At 67.5% G+C, this 24,913-nt stretch carries 20 protein-coding genes; 14 read left to right on the top strand and 6 right to left on the bottom strand.

Translation table 11 applies throughout. From position 1 onward, the window contains the following. A complete protein-coding gene (locus tag KGR00_RS10890) occupies nt 1–798 on the bottom strand; it encodes a TlpA disulfide reductase family protein (RefSeq protein WP_224418634.1) in 798 nt (265 codons plus the stop codon). Nucleotides 799–923: 125 nt separating this feature from the next. On the opposite strand from KGR00_RS10890, the gene KGR00_RS10885 reads away from it, so the two are divergent. Further along, entirely contained in the window at nt 924–1,151 is a 228-nt protein-coding gene (locus tag KGR00_RS10885) for a hypothetical protein (RefSeq protein ID WP_129140883.1), read from the top strand. Nucleotides 1,152–1,212: 61 nt separating this feature from the next. On the opposite strand, the gene KGR00_RS10880 is transcribed toward KGR00_RS10885, so the two are convergent. Further along, nucleotides 1,213–2,070: a dihydrofolate reductase family protein gene (locus tag KGR00_RS10880; RefSeq protein WP_224418635.1), complete on the bottom strand. Its 858-nt coding sequence runs from the start codon at nt 2,068–2,070 to the stop codon at nt 1,213–1,215. Nucleotides 2,071–2,321: 251 nt separating this feature from the next. Here KGR00_RS10880 and KGR00_RS10875 point away from each other — a divergent pair, with 251 nt between their 5' ends. Both KGR00_RS10875 and KGR00_RS10870 read left to right on the top strand, forming a co-directional pair. Then, nucleotides 2,322–3,623, top strand: a complete 1,302-nt coding sequence (locus KGR00_RS10875) for an ATP-grasp domain-containing protein (protein ID WP_224419848.1) — start codon at nt 2,322–2,324, stop codon at nt 3,621–3,623. A 47-nt stretch (nt 3,624–3,670) separates the two neighbouring features. After that, entirely contained in the window at nt 3,671–5,713 is a 2,043-nt protein-coding gene (locus KGR00_RS10870) for a CocE/NonD family hydrolase (RefSeq protein WP_224418636.1), read from the top strand. A 3-nt stretch (nt 5,714–5,716) separates the two neighbouring features. On the opposite strand, the gene KGR00_RS10865 is transcribed toward KGR00_RS10870, so the two are convergent. The 3 genes from KGR00_RS10865 to KGR00_RS10855 form a co-directional block, all read right to left on the bottom strand. Continuing rightward, nucleotides 5,717–7,075 (bottom strand): PepSY domain-containing protein, encoded by a 1,359-nt coding sequence (locus KGR00_RS10865; RefSeq protein ID WP_224418637.1) that lies wholly within the window; start codon nt 7,073–7,075, stop codon nt 5,717–5,719. A gap of 108 nt (nt 7,076–7,183) precedes the next feature. After that, nucleotides 7,184–7,567 (bottom strand): DUF2946 family protein, encoded by a 384-nt coding sequence (locus KGR00_RS10860; protein ID WP_129140888.1) that lies wholly within the window; start codon nt 7,565–7,567, stop codon nt 7,184–7,186. A gap of 131 nt (nt 7,568–7,698) precedes the next feature. Beyond that, nucleotides 7,699–7,878 (bottom strand): hypothetical protein, encoded by a 180-nt coding sequence (locus tag KGR00_RS10855; RefSeq protein ID WP_129140889.1) that lies wholly within the window; start codon nt 7,876–7,878, stop codon nt 7,699–7,701. Nucleotides 7,879–8,336: 458 nt separating this feature from the next. On the opposite strand from KGR00_RS10855, the gene KGR00_RS10850 reads away from it, so the two are divergent. From KGR00_RS10850 to KGR00_RS10805, 10 genes are all read left to right on the top strand, one after another. Further along, a complete protein-coding gene (locus tag KGR00_RS10850; RefSeq protein WP_224418638.1) occupies nt 8,337–8,630 on the top strand; it encodes a YqhA family protein in 294 nt (97 codons plus the stop codon). Between the two features lie 131 nt (nt 8,631–8,761). After that, a complete protein-coding gene (locus tag KGR00_RS10845; protein WP_224424417.1) occupies nt 8,762–9,082 on the top strand; it encodes a hypothetical protein in 321 nt (106 codons plus the stop codon). 87 nt (nt 9,083–9,169) lie between these two features. Next, nucleotides 9,170–9,637, top strand: a complete 468-nt coding sequence (locus tag KGR00_RS10840) for a copper chaperone PCu(A)C (protein ID WP_224418639.1) — start codon at nt 9,170–9,172, stop codon at nt 9,635–9,637. A 22-nt stretch (nt 9,638–9,659) separates the two neighbouring features. Then, complete coding sequence (locus tag KGR00_RS10835; RefSeq protein ID WP_129140894.1) at nt 9,660–10,238, top strand: SCO family protein; 579 nt, start codon at nt 9,660–9,662, stop codon at nt 10,236–10,238. 83 nt (nt 10,239–10,321) lie between these two features. Beyond that, entirely contained in the window at nt 10,322–11,014 is a 693-nt protein-coding gene (locus KGR00_RS10830) for a transporter substrate-binding domain-containing protein (RefSeq protein WP_129140895.1), read from the top strand. A 455-nt stretch (nt 11,015–11,469) separates the two neighbouring features. Beyond that, nucleotides 11,470–15,414, top strand: a complete 3,945-nt coding sequence (locus KGR00_RS10825) for a DUF4132 domain-containing protein (protein WP_224418640.1) — start codon at nt 11,470–11,472, stop codon at nt 15,412–15,414. Nucleotides 15,415–15,416: 2 nt separating this feature from the next. After that, nucleotides 15,417–16,532: an AAA family ATPase gene (locus KGR00_RS10820; protein ID WP_224418641.1), complete on the top strand. Its 1,116-nt coding sequence runs from the start codon at nt 15,417–15,419 to the stop codon at nt 16,530–16,532. Further along, nucleotides 16,529–19,108: a DUF5682 family protein gene (locus KGR00_RS10815; protein ID WP_224418642.1), complete on the top strand. Its 2,580-nt coding sequence runs from the start codon at nt 16,529–16,531 to the stop codon at nt 19,106–19,108. Before KGR00_RS10820 ends, KGR00_RS10815 begins: the two co-directional genes overlap by 4 nt. Next, a complete protein-coding gene (locus KGR00_RS10810) occupies nt 19,105–20,292 on the top strand; it encodes a VWA domain-containing protein (RefSeq protein WP_224418643.1) in 1,188 nt (395 codons plus the stop codon). Before KGR00_RS10815 ends, KGR00_RS10810 begins: the two co-directional genes overlap by 4 nt. Further along, nucleotides 20,289–22,628 (top strand): hypothetical protein, encoded by a 2,340-nt coding sequence (locus tag KGR00_RS10805; protein ID WP_224418644.1) that lies wholly within the window; start codon nt 20,289–20,291, stop codon nt 22,626–22,628. The genes KGR00_RS10810 and KGR00_RS10805 overlap by 4 nt, the downstream gene beginning before the upstream one ends. A gap of 34 nt (nt 22,629–22,662) precedes the next feature. Here the strand turns inward: KGR00_RS10805 and KGR00_RS10800 are convergent, their stop codons facing one another. Then, nucleotides 22,663–23,898: an MFS transporter gene (locus tag KGR00_RS10800; RefSeq protein ID WP_224418645.1), complete on the bottom strand. Its 1,236-nt coding sequence runs from the start codon at nt 23,896–23,898 to the stop codon at nt 22,663–22,665. 102 nt (nt 23,899–24,000) lie between these two features. Here KGR00_RS10800 and KGR00_RS10795 point away from each other — a divergent pair, with 102 nt between their 5' ends. After that, on the top strand, nt 24,001–24,912 hold the full coding sequence (locus tag KGR00_RS10795) for a LysR substrate-binding domain-containing protein (RefSeq protein WP_224418646.1): 912 nt from the start codon (nt 24,001–24,003) through the stop codon (nt 24,910–24,912). The last annotated feature ends 1 nt before the right edge of the window (nt 24,913 follow it).

Raw genomic sequence — 24,913 nt, 5'->3', positions numbered from 1 at the left:
TCAGCGCGCCAGCCAGGCCTCGAGCTGGCTGCGGCCGAGTTCGCCGACGTGGCGCTCGACGAGCCGGCCCTCGGCGTCGAAGACCAGGGTGGTGGGCAGGCCGGGCGTGGCGCTCAGCGCCAGCAGCTGCTGGTGCGGGTCGAGCAGCGCATGCTCGAAGTCCAGGCCCTGCTGGTCCAGGTAACGGGCCACGGCGAGCAGGCTCTCGCCCTGGTTGATCGGTACCACGGTGACGCCCGGCGTCGCGGCGGCGTCGGCGAGCAGCGGCATCTCGCGACGGCAGGGGCCGCACCAGGTCGCCCACAGGTTGACGATCAGCGGCTCGCCGTGGAGCTCGGCCAGTGCGACTGGATTCCCGCCGAGGTCCTCCAGCGTCAGCTCGGGCTGGCGCGACAGGCCGGACGTGCCGCCCAACGGATTCCAGGCCATCAGCGCCAGCCACAGTGCGGCGGCGCCGGCGAGCAGCGCCTCGGCGGCGACCAGCCGTGGCCAGCGGTCACGCAGCGACCAGGCGGTCCAGGCCGCCGCCGCGATGAGGCCGGCGACCGGCAGGTAGCCGGGCTGCCAGAGCTTGAAGGCATCCAGCGGGGCCTGGGCGTAGCTGTCGAGGTGGGCGAGTACGTCGCCCAGGCGAGCGCCGAGCAGGGCCGCCAGGAGGGCGCCGTTGAACCAGCGGGCGCGGCGCGCCACGGGCAGGCGCAGGGCCAGCATCCCGGCGAGCAGCAGGGCCAGCGCGGCGATTGCGGCATACAGGCGGGGCAGGGCGATGAGCAAGGGGCCGAGGGCGAGAGCGTCCATGGTGAGCGTAGTGGCGGGTGGATGGCGCCGGGCGTCGTCAGGGGTGGGCCGGCGGGCTACAATGGCCAGCCTACTGACCCCCCTCGTCACCCGCAATACGGCGCGCCGCGTCGCTGGAGTCTCCGATGGCAAAGCGAGTCGATACCCTGCGCGTCCTGGCGATCGCCAGCCAGGCCGTGGGCTTCATCCTGATCCTGACCCTCGAGACCGTGCTCGGCGATGCCGCGCGTCCCTGGCAGGGCGTCACCCTGGCGCTGATGCTGGCGGCGGCGCTGATCATCGCCGTGCTGCGCCAGTATCGCCGCAACCGGGCGCGCAAGGCAGCCGCCGAGCGCGAGATGGCCGACGACTGAAGGCGCCGCCGGGCTCCGCCTCCGACCCCTGTCACCCTCCCACGCCGCCGCAGGCTGTTACCTATCGTCCTGTCGACGCGCGGCGATCGAAGCGCGCGAAGAGCTGCCCCGCCTCGCCGGCCACCTCGTCCTGATAGTAGAGGCTGGCCAGCTCGAAGTCGGCGGGCTCGGGCAGCGCCTTGCCCGCCACCAGCCCCTGATAGCGTTCGCCGCCGATCAGGCGCAGGCGCAGGGTCAGAAACAGGCTGTCGACGATCGCCTCGCGCAGCATTACCCCGAACGACCAGGGGCCGGCCACCGAGTAGAGGCGCCGGTAGCCCAGCCGACCGAGGTGCCGCACCACCTCGCGACCGTCCAGCTCGCGCGGCGCGCTGTCGGCGTGGGGCTCCGCCTGCAGGGCGACGATCTCGCCGCCCTGGTCGGCGAGGCGCGCGCGGGCTTCGGGCGTGACCCGGCTCGCCGGGGCGAACAGCCATACACGCCGGCCCTGGGCACGCAGCGTTTCCGGCAGGGTGACATCGAGGGTGTTGCTGAGGATCGCCACGTCGGGCTGTGCGCGCATCCCCTGTTCGCGTCGCCAGGCGTGGAGATCGGCAAAGGCGGGGTCGTCGGCGAGCGGCAGTGGCGCCTGGGCGTGCCCCGCGGCGAGTTGACGGAAGTAGCGTCCGCCGATCAGCAGCACGTCGGCGCGGGCGGCGAGTTCCTGGTAGAGCCGCCAGTCGTCGGCATTGGCGACGGTCGCCGGCACCCGGTCGTGACCGGCGTCGTCTTCCACGGCCACCCGGCCGTCGAGGCTGGTGACGAAGTTGCTGTAGACGAAGGGCGTGTCGGACGCCGCGTCGCCCAGCGGGACGTCGAGATAGAGGCCCTGCAGGTCGTGGGCCGCGGCAGTCTGGGGGTAGAGCTGGAGCAGGGGCATGGTCGCGCCTCGATCGGCCTCGCGCCGGTCACGGTGGCAATGTCCGGCGTGTCACGGTTTTGCCCCCGCCTTCGGCGAGAGCGGCTATTCTGAGAGCAGCGTTTGTGAATAACGTGGCTTCAACGTTGTACGGCGGCAAGCGGCCGGTCGACGAGGCGAGCGTCGGCCGGCACCCGCTGCCGGCGATGGTCTGCCCCTTCCTCACCCGCTCGCCAGCGTGGCAGGCCCGATGGGCCGCCAGGGAGGCTGCCATGGGCCAGCGCAACATCTTCGTCGTCGGACTCAACGACTTCAACCGCCTGCGCCTGGAAAAGCTGCGCGGCGCGCAGGACTACCGCTTCCACGGGGTCATCGAGCCCGCCGAGGTCTACGATACCGAGGTCTTCCCCATCGAGGACATGCTGGCGCGTGCCGAGGCCGCGCTGCGCGACTTCGATGGCTCGGTCGATGCCATCGTCGGCTACATGGACTTCCCGGTGTCGACCATGCTGCCGCTGCTCTGCGGGCGATTCGGCACCCGCACGCCGAGCCTCGAGAGCCTGCTCAAGTGCGAGCACAAGTACTGGAGCCGGCTGGCCCAGCGCGAGGTGATCGGCAACTACATTCCACGCTTCACCGCCTTCGATCCCTTCGATGACGAGGCGCTGTCGAAGATCGGCCAGGCGGGGCTCTACTTCCCGTTCTTCGTCAAGCCGATCAAGTCGTCGGGGTCGCGGCTGGGCTTTCGCATCGACAGCCCCGAGGACTTCATCATGGCGACCGGACGCCTGCGCGACGAGATCGGGCTGATTTCCGAGCCCTTCAACTTCGTCCTCGATCAGGCCGACCTGCCCGAGGCGGTACGCGCCGTGGACGGCGGTCACTGCATGGCGGAGGAGATCATCGGCGGCTGGCAGTGCACCGTGGAGGGCTACGTCTTCGAGGGCGAGGTGGTGCCCTACGGCATCGTCGACTCGATCCGTTACCCGCAGGTGCTGAGCTTCTTCTACTACCGCTATCCCTCGCGGCTGCCGGCGCCCATCCAGGCCAGGATGGAGGCGCTGACGCGCACGGTCATGACCCACATCGGCTACGACAACGCCGCCTTCAACGTCGAGTTCTTCTGGGACGAGATCCAGAACCGGGTATGGTTGCTGGAGATCAATACGCGCATCTCGCAATCGCACTGCGACCTGTTCGAGAAGGTCGACGGTGTCAGCCACCAGCAGGTCACCGTCGATCTGGCGCTGGGCCAGCGCCCCGACATGCCCCACCGCCAGGGCGAGTACGCGGTGGCCGGCAAGTTCTTCTACCGGGTGTTCTTCGTCGACGCCACGGTGGTGCGCGTCCCCGATCCCGACGAGATCGCCGCCCTCGAGGCGCGCTTCCCCGGCACGCATATCGAGTTGCAGGTCACGCCGGGCATGCGCCTGTCGGACATGCCCGAGCAGGACAGCTACAGCTTCGCGCTGGCGCTGATCTGGATGGGCGCGGACAGCGACGAGGCGCTGGAAGCCAACTACACCCGGCTCGCCGAGGGGCTGGTCTTCGCGTTCGAGGAGATCATCGGCTGAGGCCCGAGACGGATGACAATGACACCACGCAGAGAAAGGGGTAGGCCATGCGCATCGTCGAGACGTTCCCGCGTCCGGTCCACGAGGAGGAGACCTGGATCACCCTGCAGGATGGTTGCCGGCTGGCGGTGCGTATCTGGCGACCGATGGACGCCGAGCGCCACCCGGTGCCGGCGATTCTCGAGTACCTGCCCTATCGCAAGCGCGACCTGACCGCGACCCGCGACGCCCAGACCCATCCTTACTGGGCGGGTCACGGCTACGCCGGGGTGCGGGTGGACATCCGCGGCAGCGGGGAGTCGGATGGCGTGCTCACCGACGAATACCTGCAGCAGGAGCTCGACGATGGCGTCGAGGTGCTGCGCTGGATCGGCGAGCAGCCGTGGTGCACGGGCGATATCGGCATGGTGGGCATCTCCTGGGGCGGCTTCAACGGCCTGCAGATCGCCGCCCTGCAGCCCCCCGAGCTCAAGGCGGTGATCACCCTGTGCTCGACCGACGACCGCTATGCCGACGATGTCCATCACATGGGCGGCTGTCTGCTCGGCGACAACCTGTCCTGGGCCTCGACGATGTTCGACGGCAACGCCTGTCCGCCGGATCCGGCGCTGGTCGGCGAGCGCTGGCGCGAGATGTGGCGGGAACGCCTCGAGGGCAGCGGGCTGTGGCTGGCCACCTGGCTGGCTCATCAGCGTCGCGACGACTACTGGAAGCATGGCTCGGTGTGCGAGGATTTCTCGCGCATCCAGTGCCCGGTCTACGCCATCAGCGGCTGGGCCGACGGTTACTGCAACGCGGTGTTCCGGCTGCTCGACGGCCTCTCGGTGCCGCGCAAGGGGCTGGTAGGGCCCTGGGCGCACAAGTACCCGCACCTCGGCGTGCCCGGGCCGGCGATCGGCTTCCTGCAGGAGGCGCTGCGCTGGTGGGATCACTGGCTGAAGGGCGAGGACACCGGGATCATGGACGAGCCGATGCTGCGCGTGTGGATGCAGGAGTCGGTACCGCCGTCGGCGCGCTACGACGTGCGCCCCGGGCGCTGGGTCAGCGAGCCCGTGTGGCCCTCGCCGCGCATCGTGCCGACGCCGTTTCGCCTGACCAGCGGCCACGACCTGGTGCCCGAGGTGGCGTGGATCGGCGCCGACAGCGCCCTCGGCGACGTGCCCTTGTCCATCCGCTCGCCGCTGTTCGTCGGCCTGTATGCCGGCAAGTGGTGCTCCTACAATGCGCCGCCCGACCTGCCCCATGACCAGCGCGACGAGGATGGCGGTGCCTTGATCTTCCAGACCGCGCCGCTCGAGAAACCGCTGGAGATCTGCGGCCAGCCGGTGGTGGAGCTCGACCTGGAGGCCGATCAGCCGGTGGCGATGGTCGCGCTGCGGCTGATCGACGTCGGCGAGGACGACAAGGCGACGCGGGTGTCCTACGGCCTGCTCAACCTGACGCACCGCGACAGCGACGAGTTCCCCGAGGCGCTGGAGCCGGGGCGGCGCTACCGGGTGCGCGTGCCGCTCAAGCACATCGCCCAGCAGTTCCCCGTGGGGCATGCGATCCGCCTGTCGCTGTCGACGAGTTACTGGCCGCTGGCCTGGCCGGCACCGACTCCGGCCAGGGTGACCCTGCATCCCGCCGAATGCCGGCTGGTTCTGCCGTGTCGCGAGCCGCAACCCGCGGAGGAGGCGGCTCTGCCCGCCTTCGCCGAGCCCGAGGGGGCGCCGCCGCTACCCCGCACGCTGATCCAGCCCAGCCAGGAAGCCTGGCGCGTGACCCGCGACCTGGGCAACGACCGCACCACCCTGGAAGTGGTCAACGACGAGGGCGTCTACCGGCTCGACGACATCGACCTCGAACTCGCGGTGCGCGTCACCGAGCGTTACAGCTACGCCTACGGCAACTACGACAGCCTCAGCGGCTGGACCGAGTGGCAGCGCAGCTTCGCGCGCGGCGACTGGCAGGTGAGGACCGTGGCCCGCACGCTGATGACCGCCGATCGCGACGGCTTTCGCCTGCGCGCCACCCTGGATGCCTACGAGGGCGAGAGCCGGGTGTTCGCCAAGACCTGGGACGAGACCATCCCGCGCGATCTGGTGTGAGCCTCAGGCGAGGGCGGTGCGTTGTGCGACACGGCGGCGCCACAGGGCGTCGACGAGGGCCATGATCACCAGCGAGGCGCCCACCAGCGGAAAGATCACGCCGCCGATCGCCAGCAGGACGAGCACGCCGCGCAGCCGGCGTGGGTCACGCGGTTCGGGGGGCACGCCGAGACGCCCGGTGGGGCGTCGCTTCCACCACATCACCGCCGACGACACGCAGAGCAGGACGATGCCGGCGCAGGCCAGCGCCAGGATCAGCTTGTTGGCCAGGCCGTATTGCTGGCCCAGGTGGACGTTGATGCCCCACTCCAGGCCGCGCCCCACCGGGCCGTAGTCGGCATAGCCCATGTCGAGCAGCGGTCGGCCGCTGTACTGGTCGAGATGCACCACGCGCTGGCGGCTGAGGTCGTCGGGATACGCCGAGCCGGTATACACGCCGCCGGACCCGTCGGGCAGGTTGACGGCGAAACCCGGCGCCAGGCCCCGCTCGCGGAAGGTCGCCACGGCGGCGTCGAGGCCGATCGGCGCTGCGCCGCGGGCGTCCCCCGCGGATTCCGGCAGGCGCGCCTGCTCCAGTGACCAGTTGGTGGTCTCGCGGTCGGCGAGACGCGCATCGGACATCGGTACGTCGACGCGCACACCATCGGGATAGCCGTAGTTGTGCCCGTTGGCGAGTTCGTTGACCTTGGTCCCCCAGAGCGTCGACCAGGGCATGCCGGTGATCGCCAGGAACAGGATGAACCCGCCGACGAAGAGCCCGGTGACGGCGTGCAGGTCGCGCCAGAAGACGCGCTTGGCCGGGCGGGCGCGCACCGTCACCACGCCGTCGCGCCGGCCGCGTGGCCACCATAGGTAGAGGCCGGTGAGCACCAGCAGGATCGCCCAGCCGGCGGCCAGCTCGATGAGCAGGCTGGCGGCGCTGCCGAAATAGCTGAGGCTGTGCAGGTGGCGGATGGTCCACATCAGGCTGCCGCGGTAGGGCAGGCTGCCGGTGACCTCGCCGCTGTACGGATCGACGTACACCGCGTGGCGGGTGCCGTCGGCGGCTCGCACGTCCACCTCGCTGGCCAGGTCCGAGCGCGGCGCGGGCACGAAGCGCAGCGCCTCGCCGGGCCGGCTGGCCAGTGCCGCCGCCACCTGGCGGTGCGGTGCCAGGGTCGGGCCGGACTGCGCGGTGACCGTGAGCGTATCGGCGTGCCACCAGCGGTCGATGTCGTCGTGGAACAGATACAGCGCGCCGGTGATGGCCAGCGAGATCAGCCAGGGAATGACCAGCAGGCCGGCGTAGAAATGCCAGCGCCAGACGGCGCGGTACCAGTCATTGGCCGCGCGGCGGGCGCGGGTGTTTGCACTCTCGGTCATGGGTGTCCTGAAAGGTCGAGCGATGGGGCGTGTCACACGTCATCGGCGCCACCGGTCCGCGGGTAGGCGGGCCGGGCGGCGTCGAGCGTGCGGCGATGCGGACGAGGGTCAGGCGAGAGCGATCGGTGGGGCACGGGGTGGCGCGTGAGCGGCAAGCGCGGGTGTGGCGTGGGCAACACGCGGTGCCCCGGCCGGCTGGTCGAGCGGCGCCAAGGACGCCGTGGCGGCGGGTGGCAGGGCGACATCGAGCACCGGGCAGTGCTGGAACAGCGTGCAGTAGCCGCACGCATCGTGCCAAGCGAACACGCCGGCCGGGTGGTCGGCGATCCGCGCTTCGTGGGCCGTGGCGATGCCTCTCGGCGCGTCCCCATGCGTGGCGTGGGCCGCGCCACTGAGCTGGCCGATCAAGGGCCCGAACACGACCAGCAGCATCGCCAGCAGCGCGCAGCTGGCGGCCTGGCGCAGGGCATGGGGCGGGCGGGATACAGCCATGGCGGCGCGGCTCTACGGGTTCGTGACGCGCCAAGCATGCCTGAACCGGCCCCGCTGGCCAGTGACGTCTTGTCGCAGCGACCCCGTGCGAGGCGAGGGCGTCACCGCGGCGGGTGATGGCGCCGCGATCGTCAGTGCAGTCGGTCGCACAGGGCGCGATTGGCCTGCAGGGCCTCCGGGTAGGTCGGATAGCGGTCGAGTTCCCGGACCTTGCCGCCGGTGGTTTCCAGCAGCAGCCAGTAGTCGGGTTGCTTGAGCTGCTTGCCCGGGCCGAGGTTGGCCGGAGCGATCTTGAAGCTGCGAAGCGCCATGACTGCCTCCATCGGTTACATAAAAACACAAAACAAGCATGGAAGAGTGACATGCCGCGGGAAACGCGGTTTTCGTCGTGAATTCGACCGTCAACCGCCTGAGGTGGATGCGCGAAGGCGGGGTGGGAACGCCATGCCGTGGGGTATGACGAATGTTCCTGGCGAGCGTCTCCCGACAGGGCGTGACGGGTTCGTCGGGTACCTCCTGCGAATGACGGGCGGGATAGATTGCCGTGACCCCGGGAGGATGGCATACAGACAGGACGGATCCGGAAAGGGAAGCGTCATGATCGAACGCTGGTTATGCCGCAGTCGCCTGATGATCCATGTCACCGTGGTGCTGGCCATGCTGGCGGCACTGATTCTCTATGTACTGGCCTGCCTTAGCCTGCTGCAGACCCTCTGGGCGTTGATCGCGGGGGGGCGCCTGGCAGGCCGAGGCGATCAAGGCCAGCGCGGTGGGATTGCTCAAGATGATGGATCTGCTGCTGATCGCGGCGAGCTTCCAGATCATGGCCCACGGCATGTACCGGCTGTTTCTGCGCACCGACTTCGAGAGCGAGGGCCCGCTGCAGGTGGCCAGTTTCAAGGAGCTCAAGCACTCGCTGGTCGCCGTCGCCGCCATCGTGCTGGTGATCCTGTTCGTCGAGAATGCCGTGAAACTGGGCCCGGGGCGGCCGATTCTGGAACTGGGCGCGGCCATCGCCCTGGTCATCGCCGCCGTGGGCTGGGCGTTTCGCGAGCGCCGTTAAGCCCGATGCGTGCTGATGGGAGAGGCGCCGGGTACTGCGGCGAAATACCGCGCCCCTGGCCGACGCCGGCCGCTTGTCCGGGCGCGCCGACCGACATAGGCTTTCGCCTCATGACGACCTCTCGTTCCTTCATGCTGATGCTCGGTATCCCGGTGGCCTTCCTGTCGGTCCTGGCCGCGGCAATTTTCGGTGGCCAGGTCATCGCCGACCACAACCGGGACAGCACGATCCAGCAGGCCATCGCCAGCCGGCTCGATACCGCGAGCCCGGTCGAGCTGCTGAAGCTACAGGAAGTGCAGTACGGCTATGGCGTCTGCGGCCTTTACCGCACGGCCGATGCGGACCAGGGTGTCGCGTCCTTCTTTTACAACACCGTCAACGACCGCCTCACGCTGGACGTCAAGTCGGACGACTTTCAGTCGTACTGCAATCTGGCCAATCTCTGCTCCTGATGACCGCCGCGGCGCGACTCGAGCCAATGGCCAGGCACCGAACGCCCGGGGCGTGAGTCCGTCGCATCTCGCGTGGAGAGTATCAGGATGCTGAATCGACATCATCGGGGGCGATCGCGACGCATCCCGCTTCGCCTGGCGTGGGGGCTGCTGGCCGTGTGGATCCTGGCGGGCATCGCCCAGGCCGACGACCTGACGGTCACCCAGGCCCGACTGAGCCTGCTGCCCGGCGACATGCCCGGGGCCGGTTACTTCGAGCTGCACAATGGCGGTGACGTGCCCGTGACGCTGGTGGGTGCCTCCAGCGATGCCTTCAAGAGTGTCGCGTTGCATCGCAGCATGAGCCGGGACGGCATGGCCAGCATGCACGCGGTGCCGCGTATCGAGATCGCGCCCGGCGAGACGCTCGAGTTCGCGCCCAAGGGCTACCATCTCATGTTCATGAAGCGTTCCCGGTCGCTCTCTGTGGGCGATAAAGTCGAGGTGACGCTCGAGTTTGCTGGAGAAAAGGCGCTTCCCGTCATGTTTGACGTGGTCTCACCCGTGTCGATGTAGCCAGACTTTCCGGAATCCTGTCATGTACAAGTGCTTTCTTCCACTGCTGGCCTCGCTGTGGCTGGCCGGATGCAGTGACACCAACTGGCGCACCACGGACGTTTCCGAGGTCATGCCGGAACTCGATTTCGACCTCGTCGACGAGAACGGCCACGAGGTGAGCGCCGAGGATTATCGCGGCAAGACCACGGTCCTCTACTTCGGCTACACCCACTGCCCCGATGTCTGCCCGATAACCCTGGCGGGACTCGCGGCGGCGCTCAGGAAATTCGATGAGCCACTGCGCGACGACATCCAGGTACTGTTCGTCTCGGTCGACCCGGCGCGCGACACCCCCGCCATCCTGAAGCGTTACACGGACGTCTTCGGTCCGCAGTTCATCGGCCTGACGGGCGACATCGCCCAGATCGATGCACTGACCAACCGCTACCGCATCGCCTACGAGTACGGCGACAAGGATTCGGCGGGCAACTACGACGTCAGCCATTCCAGCGCCGTCTTCGCCTTCGACCCGCGGGGCGAGGCGCGCCTGCTGATTCGCGACAGCGACCCCCAGGCCAATGTCGTCGCCGACCTACGCCGGCTGACCGAAAAGGGCTAAGCTCCAGGAACGTCCGGCGGCCATCGCGGCTCCGGACCCCGTTCTCGACGATCGCGTGATCGTCAGGCTTCAGGAGCGTTGGCATGTCCCACGACGAAAGCGCGGCCCGCGAGATTCTCGCCCCCGACGGCGTACTGCGCGCGGCGATCAATTACGGCAATCCCGTACTCGCCCAACGTGGCGACGACGGTCGTCCACAGGGGGTGTCGGCGGCATTGGCCGCCGCCCTGGCCGAACGGCTGGGCGTGCCGGTCGACTACGTCACCTTCGATGCCGCCGGCAAGGTGGTCGCCTCGGTCGACGACGCCCAGTGGTGCGTCGCCTTCCTGGCCCGCGACCCGCGGCGTGCCGAAGCGCTGCGTTTCACCGAGCCCTACGTGGTCATCGAGGGAACCTACCTGGTGCCCGAGGAATCGGCGTTCCACCATGTCGAGGAACTCGACCGCGACGGCGTGCGGATCGCCGTCGGCGAAGGCGCGGCCTACGATCTGTACCTGACGCGCACCCTGACGCATGCCGAATTGGTGCGCGCGCCGACCTCGGCCGACGCGATCGATGCCTTCGTCGAGCAGGGCCTGGCGGCCGCGGCGGGGGTACGGCAGCCCCTCGAGCGCTTCGCGGCGACGCACCCGGGATACCGCGTGCTGGCGGGGCGCTTCACGGCGATCGAGCAATGCATGGCGCTGCCCAAGCGCTGTGCCGGGGCCGGGCCTTACGTCGACGCCTTCATCCAGGAAATGATCGACGAGGGCTTCGTCGCGAGGCAACTGGATTGAGATAGATGCTTTGCCAGCCACCTCATGAGGATAAGGTGTGCAGCAATGATAAGGCCTGGGCTGCCGTGACGCGATGTTCCACGCGAGGCTGCCATCTTTTGGTATTGCGTTTGTCCCTCGCTTCTATGGGGGAATTCCTACATCTTTGCCAGTGATCTCTTACATTTCCCGACGTGTGTCTTGGATATAGTCTGGTGTACCGCAGCCTATGGGGCGAGCGCGGTCTCGCCACTGCATGGCAAGGGAAGCGGAATGTGTGCATCCGAACGGGATGCCAAACCACCCCGATCTTCTTTCAGTAGCGTTGTGTCCGGGACCCGAGAAAGTCGGCTCATCAAGCGGGAACTGGTCGTGCATGGTATCCGGCTTCAGGCGGGAGAGCAGGGCGTCGAGGCGTCAGATAGGACTGCCTTCGTCCAGATTTGACGATAACTCGAACGATATCGAGAGCGTTTATGTTCAAGACACTCCAGTCTCTATTCGGGCGATTTCAGAACCCGTTGAACGATATTTGCGATGCACCAAGCGGCCTTTCCGAAACCGACAGGGCGGCCCTCGTCGAGGACCTGGGTCATGCCAACTCGCTCGAGCCCGGGCTGGGCGATGATCTCGCGCGATATGTCGTCATCGGCGCTCCGGAAACGGCGCTTCTGCGCCTGACGGATCATGTGAAGGCCAACGCCAAAGCCGTCTCCGAGACGCTGCTGGTCAAGAACACACCAGCCATTCATTGGCAGGACACCGATGCCGCGAAACAAACGGCCCAGGAAGTCTGGAATCGGCGAGCCCCCTCTCGAGCCCATCTTCTCGTCCGCCTGGAAGGTTGGGATGCGCCTGCCGTGCAGCGCTTTGCGAGCGTGCTTGCTGTGATAGCACCTGTCTGCCGTTACCACTCCCATGGGGAGGACATCGAGAGCCTGCCAGGCTGGTTGAATGTCTACCTGCAGGAAGCCCGGCGTTTCATCCTCTCTAGACCGGTCCACGACATCCTGGGGTCGAGGCAGCGAGAGGTCTTTGCCCCTGCGGCCGAGGACTTTGCTGCGTCGACTCATTCCGTCGCGCGACTCCTGGCGCTCTTCGCGCTCGCCGACCTGCCGGAAGAGCTACTTTATCGGCTCATCTATCCGCATGGCGCGCGGCGAACCGAATGGCAATTCCTGACGGGGCTGGATGATTTCATGCGCGCCAAGCCGGAGCATTTCGCCGCGGCGATCGATTGCCTCGACGCCGATTCGCGCCAGGACATCCTCCGCTTGGCGCTCGAACGCGATCTCATGAGCGACGAGCGTGCCGGACCGGCCTATCAGGCGATTGCCTTGCGTGCCGCCGGCGACACCTCGGCCGGTGTGCGCAATGCCGCCATCGCTCTGTTCCGGGTAAGCGGTATCAAGCCGGCCCCCGATCTCATCGAAGCCACACTACGGAAGACGTCGGCGGGGGAGCGCAAGCCGGCGATCCTGGTTCTTGCCGCGCTGGGTGACCCGGCGTCGCTGCGCATGCTCGCCGAACATGCGCTACACGAGACGTCGCCGGCATTGAAGAGGGACATCGACGCGGCCTTGCTCGTTCGGGAGACACTCGACGCTACCGCGCCCGGCGCCTCCCGTGAAGGGCGCGCCGAGGACGGGCCGGATGGCTATCATACCCATGACGGACGCCTGATCGCTCCGCCGCCGCCACAGCCGCGGGATGCTACGCGGGTTGCCGACGATGTGCGTGACGAACTGACGGCCTTGATCGAGGCGGTGCGGGACCAGGCGAAAGCCGACCATGCGCAACGGGCCGAACTCAAAAAACGGCAGTCCAAGCCGTTCGACGAGCCTTTCGAGACTGATGCCGTCGATCTGATGGTCGCTCTCCTCCGCGATGAGCTTCGCGAGAAAAGTGATCGGCAAGAGGCGGGGCATTATTTCTTCGCGCCCTTGAGATTCGAATACGGAAAGGCTCGCGAGCTTTACCGGGCCCGAATGAAACGTATTCTGGCCCGACAGGATATCTCGCTAGAAGCCTTGACACGCATCGGCCTTGCGGCACGCGAGAGCCGACGTTTCTTTTCCGAATTCCTCGACTTGGCCTTTAACGACAGATACCACTCGGGCACTGTCGCCGATGCGCTTCTCGAGCGTTTGCGCAAGGGCGACGATCTACGTCGGGTGATCGCCGAGATCGAGCGCGCGGATATCGATTTTCGCGAGTACCTGGCAAACGCCATCGACAACGCCCACATCTCCGGTCGGGAGACGCCGGAACCGGTGAACGAGACCGTCTGGGCGGCGCTGCTTCCCTATCTCGACCTCCTCGACCAGCAGTTCCTGCGCAGGCACAACCAGAGCGACGACGAGCGCGCCCTGGGGCTTATGAGGCTCTTTCCCGAGTTGCCGGGGCGTTTCCTCGAAGCGGTTCTCTCGCGGGCCGGCGATTCCGACCCCGGTATCAAGACGAGTAGCCGGGCATTGCTTGCGCCAATCGGCGGTCTGACGCCGATCATCGCCCAGGGGCTGACGGACGGGAAGGCGAAGAGTCGCGCCGACGCTGCGCAATGGCTTGCCGAACGCGGCTACGAGGACGCGCTCCCGCCGCTCCTGGCAGCGGCGGAGAAGGAAAAGGACGTTGCCGCCAAGGCCGCGATACTGAAGGCACTGGTCCGGCTTGGCCACGATGTCTCGACCTTCTTCTCGCGCGAGGCGCTGCAGGAAGAAGCCGAGAAGGGGCTGGCCAAGACCCGGGTCGACTATTCCGAACTCTTCGATCCCGACGATCTGCCGGTCCTCCACTGGGCGGGCGGCGAGAGGGTCGATGCGACCCTGGTCAAGTGGTGGTTTGCCCGGGCCCACAAGCTCAAGGCACCGGGCGGCGACCCGTTGCTCAGGATGGCCCTGGAGCGGCTTGAGCGAACCGACGCCCAACGGCTGGGCCAGACGGTCTTCAACGCCTGGATCGCCTTTGACACCGTGCATCCGTCGAGCGAGGCGGCGGACGCCGAGGCCTCGGAGCAGGCGGCCGAGTACGCCGCCTGGCGGCAACGGTCAGATCCGACCTATACGGAGGCCATGGCCCATGCCGAGATCCGGCGGGAGGTCCTGGCGCGCATGCCCAACTCGGCGCATCCTCATCGCGGCCTCCTGGCGCTCTGCTGTCTCATGCCGGCGGCGGAGATGGCGCGGATCGGCCGCCGCTATCTCAAGAACCATGGCAAGCGCGCACCGCAGTGTCGGGCCATTCTCGAGGCCATGGCGGCCAATCCCGACCCGGTCGTCGTTCAGGCGCTCCTCGACGTCGCCAAACGCCACAAGCAACCGGGCGGGCGCAGGCTAGCGGGCGAGCTCGTCGACCGGATCGCCGAGGAGCAGGACTGGACGCGCGAGGAGATGGCCGATCGCGTCGTGCCGACGGCCGGGGTCGACGAATCCGGCGTTCTCGACCTGACGATCGGTGACAAGGCCTATGCCGCACGTCTCGTCGAGGATGACAAGCTGACACTGAAGCTCCAGATTCTCAACCCGCAGGGCAGGCCGGTCGGCTCACTCCCCACCATCAAGCCGGATCCCGACGCGCCGGCTCCCGTGGGCGGCGGCGAGGACGAAGCGACCCAGGCCAAATCCGCAAAGAAGCTGCTCTCGGACGCCCGCAAGGAACTTAAGCAGACGGTGGAGAACCAGAAGGCACGCCTGTTCGAGTCCATGTGTACCGAGCGGCGCTGGACGAAGGCGGATTTCGAGGCCTTCATCCTCGAGCATCCGATCATGAGCCGTCTCGCACAGCGCCTGGTCTTCGAGGGTCGCGACGCGCAGGGCGACATCCTCTGCCTCTTCCGCCCGATGGACGATGGCACGCTGACCGATGCCGAGGACGAGCCGGTCGATCTCGATACGCTCAGCCATGTCTCCATCGCGCACCGCATGACCGCAGGCGACGCGATGGCGGCCGCCTGGGATGCGCATCTCGACGACTACGAGGTCACCCCGCTCTTCGAGCAGTTCACGAGCCAGGTCGAGATCGACGACCCGAACGCGACCGAGATTCGGGATCGCGAAGGCTGGCTGATTTCACTCTCTGCCATGCGCTCGAACGCGGACAAGCTTGGCTGGCGGCGGGGCCCGGTGGAGGATGGTGGTGTCTTCTCCACCTATGAGCGGCATTTTCCGGGCGTTGCCCTCGCCGCCGTCATCACGTTCAAGGGTGATCTGGTCGGTGACGCCGTGACCTTGTCGAGCCTCACGGCACTCGAGAGTCTGTGTTTCGTGCGGATGCGTGGCAACGATGCGCTCGCCTATGCCAGGCCCCTCGCGCTGGTTGGCGTACCGGCGGTCATGCTCGCGGAGGCGCTTGGCGACTATCATGCCTTGGCAGCGGCGGGCATCGGCCATGATCCCGACTGGCAGAACAAGACCTGGTGCTGACGATGCGTGAGGAAGCTTGCAAGACCTATCTCCGCCGTCCCGCTGAAAGTCGCTACGAGGACGAGCTGCAGCGTCTTGCCGAGACCGACGAGGGGCCGCGGCCGCCGGGCTGGCGGTTGTCGCCAAAAGCGGTGCGTCGCTTCGTCCTTGGGGATGAAAAACGGGGGCTATCCCGCAAGTTCTATGGCGACGACGCGTTGGTGGAGCGGGCGATCGTCTCCTTGATGGGCGAGCAGGGCCTGATGCTGGTCGGCGAGCCGGGAACGGCGAAGTCCATGCTCGGCGAACTCTTTTCCGCCGCGATCTCGGGCGCCTCCGATCTGCTGATTCAGGGATCGGCCTCGACCTCGGAGGATGCGATCCGTTACGGCTGGAACTACGCGATGCTGATTGCCGAGGGGCCGAGCCGCCGGGCACTCGTCCCGTCGCCGGTCATGCAGGCGATGGAGGCCGGTCAGATCGTGCGGATGGAGGAGATCACACGCTGCCCGCCGGAAATCCAGGACAGCCTCATCTCCATTCTTTCCGAGAAGACGATCACCATCCCGGAACTCGGCCGCGCAACGGCGGTCCGCGCCGCTCCCGGCTTCAACGTCATCGGCACGGCCAATCTGCGCGATCGCGGAGTCAACGAGATGTCGAGCGCGATCAAGCGCCGCTTCAATTTCGAGACCGTGTCGCCGATCGCCGACCGAACCTTCGAGCGTGAATTGATCGAAGCGCGCGTCGCCTCGCGGCTGGCCGGCCAGACCATCGAACCCACGCTGCCCGCCGACGTTCTCGATGTTCTGGTGTCCGCCTTCTCGGATCTGCGATCGGGCAGGACCGCCGAGGGCGTCGCGCTGGACAAGCCGACGGCCGTCATGTCCACGGCCGAGGCCGTCAATGTCGCTCATTCGGCGAGTCTGGAGGCGGCCTACCTGGCCGACGGGGTGGTCACCGGCGCCCATATGGCACGGCAGATGGCCGGTGTCGTATTGAAGGATGACGAGGCCGATATTCGCAAGTTCCAGGCCTATGTGGATCACGTCGCCAAGGATCGGGCCCGGTCCAGCAAGGCATGGCGCGACTTTTACGATGTCGCCCGCAGTGTCGGACGACAGGGCGAAGGCCGGTGAGCCCGGCGCGGCAGAAGACGGGCGAGGACGGGCCGGAGAGCGGCGCCGCGCTGCGCGAGCGCTTGCGAGTCTATGGCGAACGGCTGGTCGGCGGTACCGACGGGGTATTCCACTTTCCCATTCGCCATCACAGCCCCGCCTGTGCATTGCATCTCAAGCGTGCACTGGCCGAGCTGAGGCCGGCGGCGATCGTCCTCGAGATGCCCGCCGACTTCGAGCCGCTGGTACCGCTACTCGCCCACCAAGAGACCGAGCCACCGATTGCGATCGTTTCGGTCATCGATCGTGACTCCCGGGACCGGTTTGCTCCAGCGGTCCTCGGCTATTGGCCGATCTCGGACAGCGCTCCGGAATGGGTGGCCCTGAAGGCGGCGGGCGCGATCGGTGCCTCGCTGCATTTCGCGGATCTGCCGAGCGGCGTGCGACTCTCCCTGCATGACGAGGGCGAGCAGGAGACGTCGGCGGCGCGCCTGACGCCGCAGGTACTCACCGACGAGGACGCGATCACCTATTCGAACTATGCACAGGCGCTCATCCGTCGGGTCGGTGCGCGGGATTTCAACGAGGTCTGGGATCGGCTCTTCGAGTCACGGGTGGGCGACAGTGATTGGCGTCAGTTCTTCGCCGATGTCGGGCGCGACTGCCTCCTCTGCCGCGAGACGACGAGCGAGCGCCAGATGGCCGAGGATGGCATGCTTGCCCGTGAGGCCATGATGCGTGACGTACTGGCAGAGGCCAAGGCGGCCGCCGGCGGGCGCCCCGTCGCCGCGATCTTCGGCGGCATCCACACGCCCGCCTTGCTCGATCCGCCAAGCGACCCGCAAAGGCGGCCTGAGAACGGTCAGGTGGCCCCGTCCCACGCCGCCGACCGCGCCTATCTGGTGCGCTACACCGAAGCCGATCTCGACCTGCTGAACGGCTATGCCAGCGGCATGCCGAGCCCGCGTCACTATGCTCGGCTCCTGGCGATGGCCGAGACGGGAGATCACGCCGCCTCGCGCCTGGCGACCGAGACCTTCCTCGACCTGGCGGAGGCCTTGCGCCGGCGAGAGGGTAGCCTGCCGCCGGCCCTGCCCACGCTTACGGAGGCGGTGCGTCATGCCGAGGCCTTGGCCCGGCTCCGTGAGTTGCCGGGGCCGGGGCGTTCGGAGATCCTCGATGCGGCCCGCTCCTGTCTCCTGAAGGACGAAGATCTGTTCTACGGTTCGGACATCCTCGAGACGTTGCACGAATTGATGACCGGCGCCGGGATTGGAAAAGTGCCGAAGGAAGCCGGCACCCCGCCGCTTCTCGATGCCGCGCGCCGCCGGGCCGAGGCGCTGCGTTTCTCGATCGACGAGCCGTCGGTGAAGACGCGTCAACTCGATATTCATCGCAAGGCGCGGCATCGGGCGGCGAGCCGCTTCGCTCATGCGATGGCGCTGCTTGAGACGGACTTTGCCACGCTGAAGCGTGGGCCGAACCTGGCTACTGCCAAAGGGATGAAGCCCGTCCTTTTCGAGGTCTGGACCTATGCCTGGCTCCCCTCGGTAGAGGCGCGGCTGACAGCCCTGGCTGCGACCGGAGACACGCTGGAAGCGGCTTGTGTCTTCGTTCTGCGCGAAGCGATCGTCGCGCTGGAGAACGCCGGGCGCAGCGATGATTCCGAGGCCGCCGTCGCCCTGCTCGGCGACGCGGCCAAGGCCGGCGTGCTTGCTCATGCCCACGACATCTTCCCGCATCTTGACCAGGCGCTGGCGGCCGACGCGGATTTCTCCCGGCTGGTCCGGGCGCTGGCGCGTCTCGAGGGCCTCTGGCGCGGTCGCCGTGTGCTCGGGTTGTCGCGGACGGCGGCGCTCGCGCCGCTTGTCGAAACCGCTTATCGGCGCACGCTCGATCTCATTCCCACCTTGATTGACGCGCCCGCGGCGGCGATGCCCGCTGACGCACGCGCGCTCGCCGATCTCTATCATCTGACCCAGCGGCTCACGACGATGGGGGGAGCCGACGAGACGGTTCCAGTCCAGGGGCAAGAGGGGGCTGCGCCGGCTTCTGCCCCGCGCGTCGATCGGGCCGTCTTCGAGGACCGGCTGCGCGGTCTGATAGCCGCGATGCCGCAAGGCGCCCTGGCGGGCGTCCTGGCAACCATCGGCTTTCTCTCCGGTTGGCGGTCCGAGGGTGATGTCGCCCAGGTGGTGCGTAGTGGCCTGGAAGCGGCCAGCCTGTCTCCGCAGGAACGTTGCGGCCCGCTCGACGGTGCACTTGCCGTTTCCGCCGTACTGCTGCGAAGGTCCGAGGAGGTGCTGGGCGTGGTCGATGCCTTTCTCGCGCGTATCGACGAGGACAGCTTCCTCTCCCTTCTCCCGGCCTTGCGCAAGACCTTGAGTGTCCTCGACCCGGACGAGGTGGACGCGCTCGCCGCACGGATCGGCTCGTTGCAGTCGCTCCCCGCGCCGCTCGATCTCGACATGCCCCATGTTGGCGAGAGCGAGGTACGCGACAATCTCGCGCGTTCGCGTGCCCTCACCGGCCTCATCGAGGCCCGTGGTCTCGACCACTGGCTACGTGACGAGCGGGAAGAGGAGGCGCAGCGATGAGCGAGACATCGGAAGCCGCGCAGGAGAGTGTACGTCGTTGGCGCCTCGCCCTCGGCCGCTTCGCGGAAAGTCAATTGAGTGCCAGCATGGGAGGCGGACCCTGCCTGTCGGGGCTCGACGCGCGCAGGGATCATGCCCTCGACCATGTCTATGGCCGCGCTTATCGCCGGCGTGGTCTGACGCTCGACCTCGAAGCGGGGCGTCGGCGTGGCCAGAAGCGCTCCGCCGGCCTCGATCCGACGCAGATGACCCTTCCCGACTGGCTCGGCGAGATGCGCGAGCTTTTTCCGAAATCCGTCCGCGAGGACGTCCAGGGGCACGCTCTCACCGATTTCGGCATGACCGATATCCTCTCCGACCCCACCGCCCTCGAGGAGATCGAGCCACGTCCCGACCTTCTGGCGGCAATGCTCTCCTTGAGGCACCGTGCCGATCCGGCGGTGGCGTCACTGCTGAGAGCGATCGCCCAGCGCGTGGTCGAGGAGTTGCTCGAGCGCTTGAAGACGCAAACGCTTCCGGTGCTGACCGGCGCGCGAATGCGGGCAGCAACGACGGAGCGCAAGGGCTCGGCGCGCGATATCGCCTGGGACCGGACGATTCGGGCCAATCTCAGGAATTACGACCCTGAGCGGGGCAAGCTGATCGTCGACAAGGTGCGATTTTACGAGCGTCGGCGTCGGGGCATTCCCTGGGAGGTGGTCCTGTGTGTCGACCAGTCGGGGTCGATGGCACCCTCGCTGATCCATGCGGCCGTCATGGGGGCGATCTTTGCCCGTCTGCCCGGTCTCAGCGTGCGTTTCGTCGCCTTCGATACGTCGGTCGTCGATCTGTCTGACCATGTCGGCGATCCGGTCGAGCTACTCCTGTCCGTTCAACTGGGTGGCGGCACGAATATTGGCAAAGCGATCGCCTATTGCGAGAACCGGCTGATCAGGAATCCAGCACGCACCCTCTTCATTCTGGTCAGTGACTTCCACGAAGGCGCCTCGCCGGGCCCGCTCATCGCCGCGATTCGTCGGATGGCCAGCGCGCGGATACGCCTTCTCGGCGTTGCCGCACTCGATGAGAGCGGGCGTGCCGATTTCGATCGGGCAATGGCCGGGCGGCTCGCCGATGCCGGCATGCCCGTCTCGGCACTGACCCCCGACCGGCTGGCCGAATGGGTGGCCGAGCAGATCCGATGACGCCGACCTCACCTTCCCTGCCGTCCCTGCGCGAACGGCTCCTGCTTTTCGACGACGCGGCTCTCGAGGCGGTCGGTTCGCGAGGACTCTTGCGCCGGGCCGAACGAGACGTCAGGAGAGGGAAAGCGGTGATCGACGAGGAAAACGGCGAAGAAATAGTACTGATCGTCGATGGCGAGCGCGTCCGCTTCGAGGCTGCTCGCATCACGGCCCAGGGGCTGAGCGGCGCCGATTGCACGTGCAGTGCGACAGGTATCTGCCGGCACATCCTCGCGGGCATTCTTCGCCTCCGGGCCTCGGAATTGGCACCGTGCGACACGGCCAAGACCGATGAAGCCACGCCGGCGCACGACGCGGGACCGGGCAGTGCGGCGGCGGGCGCCGAAGACGTTGGGTCGCCCAATGGGATCACCCCGGACGGCGCCGGGGCTTCGGCAATCGCGACCGAGGTCGGGACGCTCCAACCCTGCCGATTGGCCAGGATCTTCGGGCGTGCCGTACTGCGCGATGCCGAAGCCCTGCTAACCGGTCTCATCGAGACGGGCCGGCCACCCGCCATCCGCTTCGAGGGTCACAAGGCGTTAATCGATCTGCCGGGTGAGCCCACCGTGCATTACCTCGCAGGCGGCGGGCCGCAGGCGATGATCTCGAAGGGGGATCCGGCGGCGCGGCCCACGAAGGTTCGCCATGCCGCGGCGCTTCTGGCGCTGCGACGCCAGACGGGCATCGAAGAGGCAACGGATCCTCCATCGGCCCGAAGCGAGATCGCTTCCGGCATTCGGAGCGACTTTCTGGATCCGGTTCTCGAGGCGTTGGAAGATGCCGCCCGTTACGGCCTGGCGACCCCATCCGAAGCATTGACAGACCGGCTCTTCGATCTGGCCCTCTCGTCGCGCGCCGATGCCATGCCGCGGCTTTCCCGTGCGCTGCTTCAGGTCGCCGGCACCATCCGTCGCAAGGCGGCGCGGGAGGCGTCCGATACGCAGCCATCGAGGACACTGGAGGAGACGGCCGAGGCCTATGCGATCGCTGCCGCCCTCAAGGCCCATCCCCACGACGCCCGGTTGCGCGGAGAGGTGCGTGCCACGGCCGAACCGCTGGGCGACCTGATCCTCGTCGGCCACGGGCTATCGGTCTGGCACACGCCAGCCGGCGCGCGTGGTGTGACCGCCTATTTTAGAACGCTGCCTGACGACCGCTCCACGCCGTCGGCTGTCTACCATGCGACGCTCGCCCGCGCCGGCGGCCAGGACCCCGGTTTCGAACCGGCTGAGGCGTCACGGAGCGAGCCGGTCTTCGGGCTTTCTCTGATGGAGCTTGCCACCTCGGTCTTTCGGCTCACCGGGGCACGATGCGGACCGGAAGGTCGGCTTTCCCTCGGCAAGCACGGCCGGGCTGAACGGCTCGACCAGAGCCTTGCCGATATACTCGTCGATCACCGTGATGGCGAGTCGGCGGACGAGAGCGAGGCCGTCACGGCCGCCAGATGCCTTCACGATGTCATGGGGCTTGCCACATGCATTCGCGCGGCGGCTCTCGCCGATGGACGTCGACCCGTTCCCGCCTATCTCGGTGTTCAGGTATTCGGCAGACCCTGGTTCGATCCTCTTGCGCAGGCATTGGCGATCCCCGTCCGTGATCGGCACGGACAATGGATCGAGCTGAATGCGTCGGGATCGGAGGATGCAATGCTGCGCGTTCTCGACCATGTGCAGCGACTGCGCGCGGAAGCGGGACATTGTGTCATCGCGCTATCTGCGAGTCGCGTCGCGGGCAATGTACGACTGACACCGCTCGGCATCATGGCCCGGTCCCGGCACGCTGGGGCGGATGCGGGCCCTCGCGCTGGGGGCTACCGCCGCCTTCTCGACGGCACCGACCGGACGACGCAGACGGCCGAGCCGCTTGTCCTCGACGAACTCGTCCTTCTCGATGACTTGCCGCGCAAGCCCGGACTGGTCAAGAGTGAGGACCAACGCGGATCCGTTTGCCAACGGTTGCCGGAGGGGCTGACAAGGGAAGAGCGGTGCTTGGACTTCTCCCGACGGAGCGGCGAGACGAGCATCACCGATCAGTGGATTGCGGCAGCGCGCGACGAGGCGTTGGCGCTCGCGGAACTCGGCGGACGCATGGCCGATGAGCGTCGTCTCAGCCGTCTTGCCGGGATCGCGACGCGGCTCGAAACGGCCGGGCTAGCCCCGCTTGCCTACGCCATTCACGGCCTCGCAGGGGCTCCCGAGGATCAACGTCCCGCCGCTCTTTTGCGTGTCGTCTACCTGATAGACACGCTGCAAAACCTCACTCCTCGGTTGCCACTGCTGGTGCCTCTCGCCTGACCACCCCATCGGGCGCCCCCGGGGCTCGCACAGTCTATGCCGACACGGTGGCATCCCGGCCCTGCACCGGCTGGTCGCTGATCGGCCAGTGCAGGGCCATGGCCACCAGGCTCAGTGCCACGGCGGTCCACCACACGCCGTCATAGCTGCCCGTCGTCTCGTAGAGCCAGCCCCCCAGCCAGACACCGCTGAAACTGCCCAGCTGGTGCCCGAGGAAGACCACGCCATAGAGGGTCGCCATGTAGCGGGTGCCGAACATCGCCGCTACCAGCCCGGTGGTCGGCGGCACGGTGGCCAGCCACAGCAAGCCCATCACGGCACTGAACCCCAGCACCGAGGGTAGACTCAGCGGCAGCAGCAGGAACAGCGTGGTCGCCACCGCGCGGGCGCCGTAGATCGCGATCAGCACCCCGCGCATGGAAAAGCGCCCGGAACAGACTCCCGACAGCAGCGCGCCGGCCACGTTGCACAGGCCGATCAGGCTGATCGACCAGGCGGCGACGGCCGGATCGAAACCGGCATCGTCCAGGAAGGGTGGCAGATGCACGGTGATGAAGCCGATATGAAAGCCGCAGACGAAGAAGCCCAGTGTCAGCAACCAGTAGGAGGCATGGCCGCGCGCCAGGCTCAGGGTCGCGCGAAAATCGTGCGCGCTCTGGGGCGATGTCAATTCGCCGTGTTCCGCTGGCATGCCGTGGCGAGCCGCCAGCGGCATGGCCAGCACGGCCATGCCCAGCGCCATCAGGGCCATCACGTGCAGGGCGCCGCTCCAGCCGAGGCCATCGATCAGCCGCTGGATGACGGGTACCAGCAGGCACTGGCCCATGGACCCCGCCGCCGTGCCCACACCGAGTACCCACTGCCGCTGTGACGGTGCCACGGCGCCTGCCATGGCCGGCAGCACGATGCCGAAGGCGGTGCCGGCCACGCCCGCGCCAACCAGGAAGCCCGTGCCCCCGTTCAGTACCCAGATCGCCGCCACGTCGGCGGTCATCCAGATGCCCAGGGCATACAGGGCGGCACCCGCGATCAGCACCTTGGCGTGGCCGAAACGGTCGGCCAGCCCGCCGGCCAGCACGGCGACCACCCCCCAGGCGAGATTCTGGATCGCCAGCGCCAGCCCGATGATGTCGCGTCCCCAGCCGGTGAATGCCTGAATCGGCTCAACGAACAGGCCGAAGCTCGAGCGCAGGCCGAACGACAGCATCAGCAGCAGGCAGCCGCTGACGATCAACCAGAGGCTGCCGGTGGGCAGGCGAGTGATGGACATGGCGACGCTCCGGATGATGGCGAACGAAGCGCTATCATCGGCGGTGCGTCACGCGCTTAACAAGCTAGAAATCTTGCGCACATGAGTGAGAATATCTAGGTCATGAGCCAGCCCCCGCTAAAGGCGATCCAGTGTTTCTGCCTCGCCGCCCGGCATCTCAGCTTCAAGCAGGCCGCGACGGAACTCAGCGTGACCGCCGCCGCCGTCAGCCAGCAGGTCAAGCTGCTGGAGCACTGGCTGGGCTTTGCCCTGTTCCGGCGACGCGCCCGCTCGATCGCCCTGACCGAGGCGGGCAACGCCTATTACCATCGGGTGGTGCCCTTGATGGAAGAGTTGGTCGGCGTCAGTCAGACCATCCAACGGGTGGATCGCGCCCGGGTGGTGGGGCTGGCGGTGCCGCCGGGGTTCGCGGCGCTGGTTCTGGGATCGGCGCTGCCCGCGTTCCGTGACCGCTTTCCCGATATCGAGCTGCATCTCCATGCCTCTTCCCTGCTGCACGAGCTGCAGGCGAGCGGCAGCGACCTGGCCCTGCGTTACCTGACCCGCCCCGACGACACCCTGGACTGCACCCGACTGGTGATGCTGGACGTCTTTCCCGTGTGCAGCCCTCGTTATCTCGAGACGTTCCCGGCCTTGGCGGCGGGCCGGCTCGATGGCACCACGCTGCTGCACGACAGTCTCCACGCGGACTGGCAGCGACTGATGCACGCGCACGGGTTACCGGCACGGTCGGTGAGCCACCTGCATTGCGACCTCGCGATGCTGGCCCTGCAGTCCGCCGAGCAGGGGCTGGGGGTGGCGCTGGCGGATAACCTGCTTGGCCGTGACGCCCTGGCGTCGGGGCGCCTCGTCGTGCCCTTCAGCGCCTCCCTGCCGGCGCGACGCCACCTCTACCTCGTGCATCGACGCGCACCGGAACCGACACCCGACGCCGAGCGGGTCAAGCAGTGGTTGATCGCCAGATGGCGGGAGCGGGATGACGCCAGCCCGACGCCGTCCCCGGGGCTCCCATAGG

Origin of the sequence: Modicisalibacter sp. MOD 31.J, from assembly GCF_020147985.1 — a bacterium.
GTDB lineage: Bacteria > Pseudomonadota > Gammaproteobacteria > Pseudomonadales > Halomonadaceae > Modicisalibacter > Modicisalibacter coralii.
The sequence above is the reverse complement of the archived record's forward strand: the minus strand, read 5'-3'. Positions and strand labels throughout refer to the sequence as shown.